Origin of the sequence: Blastococcus atacamensis, assembly GCF_002938425.1 — a bacterium.
GTDB classification, from domain to species: Bacteria; Actinomycetota; Actinomycetes; order Mycobacteriales; family Geodermatophilaceae; genus Blastococcus; species Blastococcus atacamensis.
Map to the genome: position 1 here is coordinate 23,280 of NZ_POQU01000039.1, position 10,652 is coordinate 33,931.

A 10,652-nucleotide genomic window follows, 5' to 3' on the forward strand; every position below is an offset into this window, starting at 1 on the left:
ACAACGCCGGCCGGAAGCAGCCCCTACCAGTCCGACCAGATGGGGTCACCGACCAGAAGGCCGCCGACCACGAGCAGCAGGACAGCGCCGAGCAGCGCCCAGAACGTCAGCATCCACAGACCGCCGGTGAAGATCCACATCGGCGCGGCCCCCGGGTGCGCCTGCTCCATCTGCCGCGTGCTCGTGAACCGCCGGTCGTACACGGGCAGGCCGCTGGTCTCCAGCAACTCCACCGGCCACATCGTGTCGAGCGACCTCAGGGGTTCCAGCGCACTGCGGACGAGCACGCGGCCGTCCGCATCGATGAGCATCAACCGCCAGCTGTCGTGGAACTGCGGAGATCCGGCCTTGATCGGCGGGAACGTCGCGCGCAGCAGCCCCGCGACCTCACCGGGACCGGATCCCAGCGGCAAGTGGACGCGACGTCGCCGAAAGGCGTCCTCCACCCAGGTGACCTCGCGCTTCTCGCGGTCGATCGTGAGGGAGCAGTGCGCCATGTTCTGCGCGGAGCGGTGAGGGTCGGCATCCGTCCCGGGAACACCCGGGCGGAGGACGACGACCGGCCCCTCGACCACGGGCATCCGAGCGCGCATGCCGTTCGCCAGCTCGTCGATGGTTCTCAGGTTCGCCGCCACGACTCCCTGGTAGTCGGTGAGCGAGGTGGAGAGGACCCACACCGCCCCCGCGACGGGAACGAACCACCGGACCTGTTCCTGCACCCTCGCCCAGCGCCGGCGCCCCACCTGCCGGCGCATCCGCACCGCCCCGACGCCGGAACCCGGCACCGGCTCGATCAGCGGAGGAGCCAGCCGCGGGTCGTCCGACCGGAGGTGGGCCCGCAGCACCTCGTCGACGGCCTGTGCCGCGGGCAGCGCCGGGTCGTGCTCGTGCCGGCTGAGGCGCACGGCCATCTCCGGCGGGTCGGGAAGTCCCCCGTCCATGCGGAGGAAGACACCGACGCACCCGGCGTCGATGGTGTCCCTCAGCACAGGGAGCCACGAGCCGGTGAACCCCCTCGCGCGAGAGCGGGGCATACCGATGTACTCGAGGTGACGGGTGAAGTCGCGCCACGAGCCCTGCTGCTCCCAGTCGGCCGGGAAGTAGGCCCACGGCCGTGCGTGCTCGACGACGAGACCGGGCGGGTGGGACAGCATCCAGCTACGGGAGGCGGGGGTTCTCGGGCAGCTCGAGGTCGGGCTTGTCGAGCTCTTCGACGTTGACGTCCTTGAACGTCAGCACCCGCACGTTCCGGACGAAGCGGGCGGGCCGGTACATGTCCCACACCCAGGCGTCGGAGAGCTTCAGCTCGAAGTAGACCTCTCCCCCCGCCTCCCGCACCTGCAGGTCGACGGAGTTGGCCAGGTAGAACCGCCGCTCGGTCTCCACCACGTAGGTGAACTGGCGGACGATGTCCCGGTACTCGCGATAGAGCTGCAGCTCCATCTCGGTCTCGTACTTCTCGAGGTCCTCGGTGCTCATCGGTCCTCGGTGCTCGTCAGGGCTCGGGACTCAGGGCGCATGGCCCCATCATCGACCATGCCGGCCGAAGCGGTCACCCGGGCTGTGTACGAGTCGCGCGCGCTCCGCACGTTGACGAAGCGCATGCGGTGCTGCGGGCACGGTCCGTGGCGCTCCAGGGCAGCCGTGTGCGCCTCGGTGATGTAGCCCTTGTGCACCGCGAAGTCGTACTCCGGCCACCGCTCGTGCAGCTCGAGCATCATCCGGTCGCGGGTGACCTTGGCCAGCACCGACGCCGCGGCCACGCAGGCGGCGACGCGGTCGCCCTTCCACACCGCCAGCCCGGGCCGCGCCAGGCCAGGCACCGGGAAGCCGTCGGTGAGCACGTAGTCGGGTCCGGGGTCCAGCGTGGAGACCGCACGGCGCAGCGCCTCGATGTTGGTCACGTGCATGCCGCGGGCGTCGAGGTCCTCGACCGGCAGCACCACGACCGACCAGGAGACGGCGCGCTGCACGATCTCCTCGTACACGCGCTCGCGGGTGGCCGCGGTCAGCAGCTTGGAGTCCGCCAGCCCCGGCACCCTCCCCCGCTTGCCCGGCGGGAGGATGCAGGCAGCCGCCACCAGCGGTCCCGCGCAGGCCCCCCGTCCGGCCTCGTCGGCACCGGCGATCGCCTCGAAACCGCGGCGGCGCAGGGTGCGCTCCATGTCCCAGAGCGCGTCGGGCCGGTCGACGGCGGGAGTTCGCCGGACCGGTGCCGATCGGGTGTGGGTGGGTCGGACAGCCATCGCGGCACGACACTACGACGCCCCGGCGACACCGCCGCCGTCCCCCGGACGCACGACGGGCCGGCCCCTGGGGAGGGGCCGGCCCATGTGCCGGAGAAGGGGTTGCCGACGGATCAGATGTCGGCGGGCACGTCGGGGACGCTCGCCTGCGGGGCGTGCGCCCCACAGGTGCAGCCGGGGCTGCGCGAGGACAGGACCAGCGAGACCGCGTGCGCCCGGTCGCGGGCACCCAGCTTGCGCAGGATGGCCTTGACGTGGCTCTTGACGGTGTCCTCGCTGATGAAGAGATTGCGGCCGATCGTCCGGTTGGACTGACCCTGCAGCAGCTCGTCCAGGACGTCCTGCTCGCGGCGGGTCAGCGGCACCTCGGGGGTGAACGGCTTGGCGGCGGGCACGTCCGAGGGCTCGATGCGGCGGATCTGCGGGTCGACGACGGTGCGGCCGGCGCGGGCGGCCAGGATGGCCCACCCGAGCAGCGTCGGCGAGGTGTTGATCATCAGGTAGCCGCGGATGCCGGCGGCCAGGGCCTCGTTGACCACGGCCGGGTCCTCCGAGGTGGCCAGCGCGACGATCGCCACACGGGGGAACCGGCGACGCAGGTCGCGGCAGGCGTTGAGGGTCGCGGCACGGCCCTGGCCCAGCTCGACGACGACGGCGTCGGGGCGGGCGGATTCGGCCAGCGTGAGAGCGCGGCGCAGTTCGCCAGGGGTGCCGACCGACTGCATGCCGGCCGTCTCGTTGATCATGCTGACCAGCCCCCGACGCAGGACGGGCGCGTCGGCGAGGAGGAGCACGCGGGTGACTCCGCGGGCGGTGCTCGCCATAGGTGCAGACACAACTGACTCCATTTCATTCTCCCGGACCGTGCAATGCATCCATCGGAAGGGTGAAACGGTTGCTTGAATGCTTTCCCAGCATTTTTTTCCACTGGTACACGCACGTCGTAATGGTGCGACCCACGTCACTCGCGCAACAGGGCGACCATTCCCGGTCCGGGCAAGCGGTCAGGCGGCCGGGTGGCGGGCCCGCCGACGGCGGCGCCAGGCGGTGATCGGCACCGCTCCGACCAGGCCGACGACGTAGGGAGCGAGGACCACGGAGCCGACCGGTGACTGCGTTCCGCCGACGGGAATGCCGGTCGCCTCCAGCCCCTGGATGTCCGGGGAATCGAGCACGCCGAAACGGTCGAGGGGCCACACGATCAGCGACGCCTTGCCGATCACGTCGTCCACACCGATGGTTCCGCTGTACTCGTCGCCCATGTGCGACCGGGAGTCAGCCGAGGCGGAACGGTGGTCACCCATGACCCAGAGCCGGCCCTCGGGCACGGTGACGGGGCCGAACGGGCGCTGCTCGATAGGCGAGTTCTCGAAGATGTAGGGCTCCTCGAGCGGCTCGCCGTCCACGGTGAGCCGGCCCTCGGCGTCGCAGCACTGCACCGTCTGGCCCTCGGTGGCGATGACGCGCTTCACGAAGTCGTCCTCGCTCGGCGGTGCGACCCCCAGGGTGCGCCCCAACCACAGCAGGGATCCGGTGAACCAGTTCGAGGGCTTCTCGACGCTGATCTCCGGCGTCCAGGTGTCGGGCCCCTTGAAGACGACGATGTCACCGGGCTCGGGCTCGCCGAACCAGTAGGGCACCTTGTTCACCAGCACGCGGTCGCCGGTGCAGCCGGTACAGCCGTGCAGCGTCTGCTCCATCGATCCGGACGGGATGAAGAACGCCTGGACGAAGAACGTCTTGACCACCAGGGCCAGGACGAAGGCGACGAGCAGCAGGATCGGCAGCTCGCGCAGCAGCGAGCCCTTCTTCTTCGCCTTGCGACCTCTGGACGTCTTGCCCGCGTCACCGGTGCTCTGGGCGTCGGGCTCGTCATCCCCGGGAACGACGTCGGCGGGCCCCCCGGGCCGGTCGCTGCTCATCAGGGAGCAGCGTACGGCCCGGGGAACCCGCCGAGTTCCAGCCGGTGTTCCCCGGCTGTCAGGCGTGTCCCGGAGGTCAGCGGGAGACGGGCTCGCGCTTCTCCTTGATCTTGGCGGCCTTGCCGCGCAGCTCGCGCAGGTAGTAGAGCTTGGCGCGACGCACGTCACCGCGGGTGACGACCTCGATCTTCTCCACGACGGGGGTGTGCACCGGGAAGGTGCGCTCGACCCCGACACCGAAGCTGACCTTGCGCACGGTGAAGGTCTCGCGGACGCCACCGCCCTGACGGCGGATGACGACGCCCTGGAAGACCTGGATGCGCGAGCGGTTGCCCTCGATGACGCGGACGTGCACCTTGACGGTGTCCCCCGGGCGGAACGAGGGGATGTCGTCGCGCAACGAGTCGGCGTCGAGTGCGTCCAGGGTGTTCATCTCGGCAGTCCTCAGTCTCAGATGGCTCGTTCTCGGTTCGGACAGCGGAACGCCCCGGCTGTCCGTTCCGGGGAGCTGCGGCTCCACGAGGAGCTCCCGACAGCGGTGCCGTCGGTCAGCAGCGACTCTCTACTGTGCCACATCCTCAGGAAACGATGCGCGGGGGCCCCGTCCACGGACCCGACCGCAGCTCCGCCAGGAGAGCGGGCAGATCGGCCGGCACGAGGTCGTCGGTGGCCGTGACCAGCTCGTCGGCCGACCACCACCGGTGCGGCTCGTCCGCGAGGATCTCGAGCTCGGTCAGGGCGCCCGGGACGACCTCGTGGACGACGTCCCGCAGCACGAAGAAGGTCTCGCGGGTGTCGAACACCTGGTCCCCGAACGGGCCCACGTGCCGACGCAGCCACACCGGGCCCTCGAGGGCATCCGGCTCGACGACCAGACCGATCTCCTCGGCCAGCTCCCGGACGGCGGCCGCCCGCAGCGTCTCGCCGTCCTCCACTCCCCCACCGGGCGTGTACCAGAACAGCACCTCACCGGGCGGCACGGACGGATCGGGCAGCCGGGCACCGAGCAGCAGCACGCGGCCGTCCGGATCGAGGACGACGACGCGCGCCGTCGTCCGCTGGACCGGCCGGTCACTCACCGGACAGGGCCGCCCGCTCCGCGTCGGTGAGCGCGCCCTCGGGCAGGGCGGCCAGCAGGTCGGGACGCCGGGTGGCGGTGCGCCGCAGCGACTCCGCCCGCCGCCACCGGTCGATGGCCGCGTGGTCGCCGGACAGCAGGACCGGCGGCACCTCGTGACCGCGCCAGTTCGCCGGCCGCGTGTAGGACGGCCCCTCGAGCAAGCCGTCGGCGTGCGAGTCGAACTCGGCGGACTCCCGGTTGCCCAGGACGCCCGGGATCAGGCGGGTGACGGCCTCGGTCATCACCAGGACCGCGGACTCCCCGCCGGCGAGCACGTAGTCGCCGATGGAGACCTCGGAGACCGGGCCGGCGTCGGCCGCCCACTCGGCCACGCGCTGGTCGATGCCCTCGTAGCGGCCGCAGGCGAAGACCAGGCCGGGCTCGGTGGCCCACTGCGCCGCCATGGCGTGGGTGAACGGGCGACCGGCGGGGGTCGGCACGACGAGGCGGGTGCCGGGTGGGCGCACGGCGTCCAGCGCCTGCCCCCACGGCTCGGGCTTCATGACCATGCCGGGGCCGCCGCCGTAGGGGGCGTCGTCGACGGTGCGGTGCACGTCGTCGGTCCACTGGCGGAGGTCGTGCACGCCGACCTCGATGAGGCCGCGCTCGATCGCCTTGCCGAGCAGCGACTGGCGCAGCGGCGCGAGGTACTCCGGGAAGATCGTGAGGACGTCGATCCGGAAGCCGCTCACAGGTCGAGCAGCCCCTCGGGCGGGTCCACCACCACGAAGCCGCCGGCGACGTCGACGGTCGGCACGATCGCCGAGACGAACGGGATCAGCGCCTCCCCGCCCTCGATGCGGCGGACGACCAGCAGGTCCTGGGCCTCGTGCCGGACGGCGATGACCTGGCCGATCGGCGAGCCGTCGGGCAGTCGCGCGGCCAGGCCGACCAGCTGGTGGTCGTAGTAGGAGTCGGGCTCCTCGATCTCCGGCAGGTCCACGACGGGGACCAGCAGGAGGGTGTTGCGCAGGGCGTCGACGTCCTCACGGGTGCTGAAGACGGCGCCGCTCGGATCGGCCAGCTGCAGCAGCAGCGTGCCGCTGTGCCAGCGCTTGTCGACCACGGTCAGCGGACCGCGCTCCGCGGGCTCGGTGAGCATCACCGCGCCCGGGGTGAAGCGGAGGTCCGGGTCGTCGGTGCGCACCTCGATGGTGGCCAGACCACGAACACCGTGGGGCCGGCCGATGCGGCCGACCACCACGGTGTCGAGGGGTTCCTGCTGTGCGTTCAAAGAGCTCGTGCTCAGCGCCCGTCGGTGTCGACGACGTCGACCCGCAGGCCTCGTCCGCCGACGCCGGTCATCACCTGGCGCAGCGCCTTGGCGGTGCGCCCCCCACGACCGATGACCTTGCCGAGGTCCTCGGGGTGCACCCGGATCTCGAGGGTCTTGCCGCGGCGGTTGGTGAGCAGGTCGACGGTGACGTCGTCGGGGTTGTCGACGATGCCCTTGACCAGGTGCTCGAGCGCTTCTTCGAGCACGTCTTACTCGGCCGGCGTCTCGGCCGGAGCGGCCTCGGCGGCGGGAGCGGCGTCGGCAGCCGGAGCGTCCTCGGCAGCGGCCTTCTTCGGAGCGGCCTTCTTCTTGGCGGTGGTCGCCTCGGTGGTCGGCTCGTCCATGCCGGCGCGGACAGCGGCCTCGTAGAGGGCCTTCTTGTCCGGCTTGGGCTCCTTGACCTTCATGGGCGGCGGCGCGGCCTCGCCCTTGAACTGCTGCCAGTCACCGGTCACCCGGAAGATGGCGGCGACGGCCTCGGTCGGCTGCGCGCCGACACCCAGCCAGTACTGCGCGCGCTCGGAGTCGACCTCGATGAACGAGGGGTCCTCCTTGGGGTGGTACTTGCCGATCGTCTCGATCGAGCGGCCGTCACGCTTGGTGCGGGCGTCGGCGACGACGATGCGGTAGTACGGCGCGCGCATCTTGCCCAGGCGCATGAGCTTGATCTTGGTGGCCACGGTGTGTGGTGTTCTCCTCGAACGCTGTGTGGTTGCTCGCCGGGCGGCGTGTGGGGTTACGCCGGGGCGGAGCGATGGACACGCGCGGGCACGGTGAGAGGGCCGCACCCGACGTGTTCGACCAGCCATTGTGCCAGAAGAAGTTGAAGGACCTCGCTGCCCCCCACGCCTCGCCAGCTCGCCGCGGGCCCCTGCAGCGAGGCCGGGAGCTAGTCGTCGGACCCCACCAGGAAGCCGCCCCAGCCGTCGTAGGTGCCGCCGTGCCGGTTGACGATCGGCACGATCTCGCGGGTGAAGGCGGCCGCGGTGGCGGAGTCGACCGCGGTGATGGCGCTGAACTCCAGCCACACGGTGAGCAGCCGCCGGTAGAGCCCGTCGATGCGGTAGCCGGAGGCAGTGAGCTCCTCCCCCGCGGCCTCGGCCGCCCTGCGGGTCCGGAAGCCGGCGAGGTGGTCGATGGGCCGTGGTTCGTGCACCCGGTCGCCCAGGCCGAGGCGCTCCTCGACCAGCGCGGCGCTCTGCGCCAGCAACTCCTCGACGTCCTGCGGCACGACGCCAGTGGAACACGACGTCGGCCGATCTCCCGCGATCATGGAGTCCGGGAAGCGGCACGCCGTCGCGGACCGGCGTGGCGCGTCCCCGACTTCATAATCGTCGCGGGGGAGTCAGCCGCGGACGGCGGCGACCACGCGGGCGGCGGCGCCGTCGACCGGGATCTCCTCGCGCTCGCCGGTCACCCGGTCGCGCAGCTCCAGCACGCCCTCGGCCAGGCCGCGGCCGACCGTGACGATCGTGGGCATGCCGAGCAGCTCGGCGTCCTTGAACTTCACGCCGGGCGAGACCTTCGGGCGGTCGTCGTAGAGCACCGTGAGGCCCTGGCCGACGAGCTCGGCGGCCAGCGCCTCGGCTGCCTCGAAGACGGCGGCGTCCTTGCCGGTGGCCACGATGTGCACGTCGGCCGGCGCGACCTCGCGGGGCCAGATCAGGCCGAGCTCGTCGTGCATGGACTCGGCGATGGCGGCGACGGCGCGGGAGACGCCGATGCCGTACGAGCCCATGGTGACGGTGACGAGCTTGCCGTTCTCGTCGAGCACCTTGAGGTCCAGCGCCTCGGCGTACTTGCGGCCGAGCTGGAAGATGTGGCCCATCTCCACGCCGCGCGCGAGCTCCAGCGGACCGGAGCCGTCGGGCGCGGGGTCACCGGCGAGCACCTCGGCGGCCTCGATGACGCCGTCCCAGGTGAAGTCGCGGCCGGCCACGAGGTCGAACACGTGCTTGCCGGGTGAGTTGGCGCCGGTGATCCAGCGGCTGCCGCGAACCACCCGCGGGTCGACGAGGTACCGGATGCCCGACTCGCTCTCGCTGCCCAGCACCTGCGGGCCGATGTAGCCCTTGACCAGCGCGGGGTGCTTGTCGAACTCGGTGAACGCCTCGACCTCGGCGGGGGCGACCTGCGCCTCCAGCCGCTTGGCGTCGACCTCGCGATCGCCGGGCAGGCCGATGACCAGCGGCTCGCGGGTGCCGTCGGGCTGGACCAGGGTCACGACGACGTTCTTCAGCGTCGAGGCGGCGGTGTAGCCGGCGTCGGGGAACAGCTGCTGGGCGACGGCGACCAGCGAGTCGATGGTCGGGGTGTCGGGGGTGTCCTCGACGTGCGCCTCGGGCAGGCCGTCGAACGGCACCTCGTCGGGGACGACGGTGGTGACGGCCTCGACGTTGGCCGCGTAGCCGCCGGCCGATCGGACGAAGGTGTCCTCACCGATCTCGGTCGGGTGCAGGAACTCCTCGCTCCGGGAGCCGCCCATGGCGCCCGACATCGCCGAGACGATGACGTACTCCAGGCCCAGCCGGTCGAAGATCTTGATGTAGGCGTCGCGGTGGGCGGCGTAGCTCTTGTCCAGGCCGGCGTCGTCGACGTCGAAGGAGTAGCTGTCCTTCATCGTGAACTCGCGGCCGCGGAACAGCCCGGCCCGGGGACGCGCCTCGTCCCGGTACTTCGTCTGGATCTGGTACAGCGAGAGCGGCAGGTCCTTGTAGGAGCCGTAGAGGTCCTTCACCAGGAGCGTGAACATCTCCTCGTGGGTGGGGCCGAGGAGGAAGTCGTTGCCGCGGCGGTCCTTCAGCCGGAACAGGTTGGGGCCGTACTCGGTCCAGCGACCGGTGGCCTCGTAGGGCTCGCGCGGTAGGAGCGAGGGGAAGTGCACCTCCTGGGCGCCCATGGCGTCCATCTCCTCGCGGATGATCCGCTCGACGTTGCGGAAGACCCGGAAGCCCAGCGGCAACCAGGTGAACCCGCCCGGCGCGGCTCGCCGGATGTAGCCGGCACGGGCCAGGAGACGGTGGCTGGCGACCTCGGCGTCGGCCGGATCGTCACGCAGGGTCCGCAGGAACAGGGTCGACATCCGCAACAGCACGGGGAAAGTCTCCCAGGCAGGAGAAAGCCCTTATCCGGAGGCCCGCCCCCGTCGACCGGGGACCCGGGTACGCGCCTCTTCGACCTGCTTCAGCCACTCCGCGCGCTCGAGGGCCGCCATGTCACCCGCGGTCGGACGGCGACGGCCCTCTGCCTTCTCGACCGACGGGCGTTCCGCGAAGGCGAGCCGGTAGGCCAGGTGGGTGACGCGCGACTCTTCGAGGAGGTCCAGGGCCTTCGCGAGCTGACGGCTCGTCCGGCGTCCCCGCCGCGCCCCGACGAGCTCGCGCAGGTGGGCCACCGTCCCGAGGAAGCCGAACGGTGCGTGGAGGCTGGCGATCAAAGAGTCCAGGGACGTCACCCCGCGATCGATCGGCAGGGATTCGTCGCGCACCTGTCGCGCGTGCACTGCCCAGCCCACCCGCGGAACCCAGCGGACCGGTCCGGACGTCAGGCGGGTTCGGGCACGCCTCCCGGGTCGCCGCCGGGATCGTCGGGGGTCGCCTCGATCGGCGGGGGCGGCAGCGTGTCCGGGGTGTCGGGCAGGAGCTCACCAGGGTCGTCGGGCACGGGCTCGTTCGGATCGATCAACGGATCCGGCTCAGGCATCGGCTCGACCATGTGAGGAGTCAACCAGCGAAGACACCCGTTGGGCACCTCGAGTGGAGGCGGCCGCCGGGCCCCGTGTCGAAGGGTCGGTGCAGAGGCACCGCGCCCCTACGATCGAACCTCGTCCGAGACTCGACGTCACCCCCGTGGCGGGGCCCTTCCCGGAAGCGAGGCACCGTGAGCCGAGACCGCGACCAGCAGGACGACCCCGCGGGTCGTCCGCTGCCCCCGCGGCTTGACCCGCGCGCCGGGCTGCCGCCGCGATCCCGAGCCGGCGACCGGCCCGCCCGTCCCCGTCCCTTACACACATCTCCGAGCCCCCGAGACCGATCAAGCACTCGGAACCCGTCATCTGCCTGAAGATAACAAATAAATATGACTACAAA

The 10,652-nt window shown here is 71.4% G+C and carries 15 protein-coding genes; all 15 read right to left on the reverse strand.

Annotated elements, in window-relative coordinates:
- Positions 1 to 23: 23 nt before the first annotated feature.
- The gene (locus C5508_RS11010; RefSeq protein WP_104524988.1) at positions 24 to 1,154 is read right to left on the reverse strand and encodes a hypothetical protein; all 1,131 of its coding nucleotides are present in this window, start codon (positions 1,152 to 1,154) and stop codon (positions 24 to 26) included.
- 4 nt (positions 1,155 to 1,158) lie between these two features.
- Complete coding sequence (locus C5508_RS11015; protein WP_104524989.1) at positions 1,159 to 1,479, reverse strand: DUF2469 domain-containing protein; 321 nt, start codon at positions 1,477 to 1,479, stop codon at positions 1,159 to 1,161.
- Positions 1,476 to 2,246, reverse strand: a complete 771-nt coding sequence (locus tag C5508_RS11020) for a ribonuclease HII (protein WP_104524990.1) — start codon at positions 2,244 to 2,246, stop codon at positions 1,476 to 1,478. The genes C5508_RS11015 and C5508_RS11020 overlap by 4 nt, the downstream gene beginning before the upstream one ends.
- Before the next feature lie 113 nt (positions 2,247 to 2,359).
- Entirely contained in the window at positions 2,360 to 3,070 is a 711-nt protein-coding gene (locus C5508_RS11025; RefSeq protein WP_104524991.1) for a LuxR C-terminal-related transcriptional regulator, read from the reverse strand.
- Between the two features lie 180 nt (positions 3,071 to 3,250).
- Entirely contained in the window at positions 3,251 to 4,168 is a 918-nt protein-coding gene (gene lepB, locus C5508_RS11030; RefSeq protein ID WP_104524992.1) for a signal peptidase I, read from the reverse strand.
- A 76-nt stretch (positions 4,169 to 4,244) separates the two neighbouring features.
- Positions 4,245 to 4,601, reverse strand: a complete 357-nt coding sequence (gene rplS / locus C5508_RS11035) for a 50S ribosomal protein L19 (protein ID WP_104524993.1) — start codon at positions 4,599 to 4,601, stop codon at positions 4,245 to 4,247.
- Positions 4,602 to 4,746: 145 nt separating this feature from the next.
- Positions 4,747 to 5,247: an NUDIX hydrolase gene (locus tag C5508_RS11040; protein WP_104524994.1), complete on the reverse strand. Its 501-nt coding sequence runs from the start codon at positions 5,245 to 5,247 to the stop codon at positions 4,747 to 4,749.
- Positions 5,240 to 5,980, reverse strand: a complete 741-nt coding sequence (trmD, locus tag C5508_RS11045; RefSeq protein ID WP_104524995.1) for a tRNA (guanosine(37)-N1)-methyltransferase TrmD — start codon at positions 5,978 to 5,980, stop codon at positions 5,240 to 5,242. The genes C5508_RS11040 and trmD overlap by 8 nt, the downstream gene beginning before the upstream one ends.
- Positions 5,977 to 6,522: a ribosome maturation factor RimM gene (gene rimM / locus C5508_RS11050; protein WP_104524996.1), complete on the reverse strand. Its 546-nt coding sequence runs from the start codon at positions 6,520 to 6,522 to the stop codon at positions 5,977 to 5,979. The genes trmD and rimM overlap by 4 nt, the downstream gene beginning before the upstream one ends.
- Positions 6,523 to 6,533: 11 nt before the next feature.
- Positions 6,534 to 6,770 carry an RNA-binding protein gene (locus C5508_RS11055; RefSeq protein WP_104524997.1) on the reverse strand — a complete coding sequence of 79 codons (237 nt, stop codon included), beginning with the start codon at positions 6,768 to 6,770 and terminating at the stop codon, positions 6,534 to 6,536.
- A 3-nt stretch (positions 6,771 to 6,773) separates the two neighbouring features.
- Positions 6,774 to 7,244 (reverse strand): 30S ribosomal protein S16, encoded by a 471-nt coding sequence (gene rpsP, locus C5508_RS11060; protein ID WP_104524998.1) that lies wholly within the window; start codon positions 7,242 to 7,244, stop codon positions 6,774 to 6,776.
- A gap of 209 nt (positions 7,245 to 7,453) precedes the next feature.
- Positions 7,454 to 7,795, reverse strand: coding sequence for a ribonuclease E inhibitor RraB (locus tag C5508_RS11065; RefSeq protein WP_157944069.1), 342 nt, complete (start codon positions 7,793 to 7,795; stop codon positions 7,454 to 7,456).
- Between the two features lie 114 nt (positions 7,796 to 7,909).
- Entirely contained in the window at positions 7,910 to 9,658 is a 1,749-nt protein-coding gene (locus C5508_RS11070; RefSeq protein WP_104525000.1) for a proline--tRNA ligase, read from the reverse strand.
- A 30-nt stretch (positions 9,659 to 9,688) separates the two neighbouring features.
- Positions 9,689 to 10,051 (reverse strand): hypothetical protein, encoded by a 363-nt coding sequence (locus C5508_RS11075; RefSeq protein WP_157944070.1) that lies wholly within the window; start codon positions 10,049 to 10,051, stop codon positions 9,689 to 9,691.
- A gap of 56 nt (positions 10,052 to 10,107) precedes the next feature.
- On the reverse strand, positions 10,108 to 10,266 hold the full coding sequence (locus C5508_RS19930; RefSeq protein WP_198598024.1) for a hypothetical protein: 159 nt from the start codon (positions 10,264 to 10,266) through the stop codon (positions 10,108 to 10,110).
- Positions 10,267 to 10,652 lie beyond the last annotated feature (386 nt).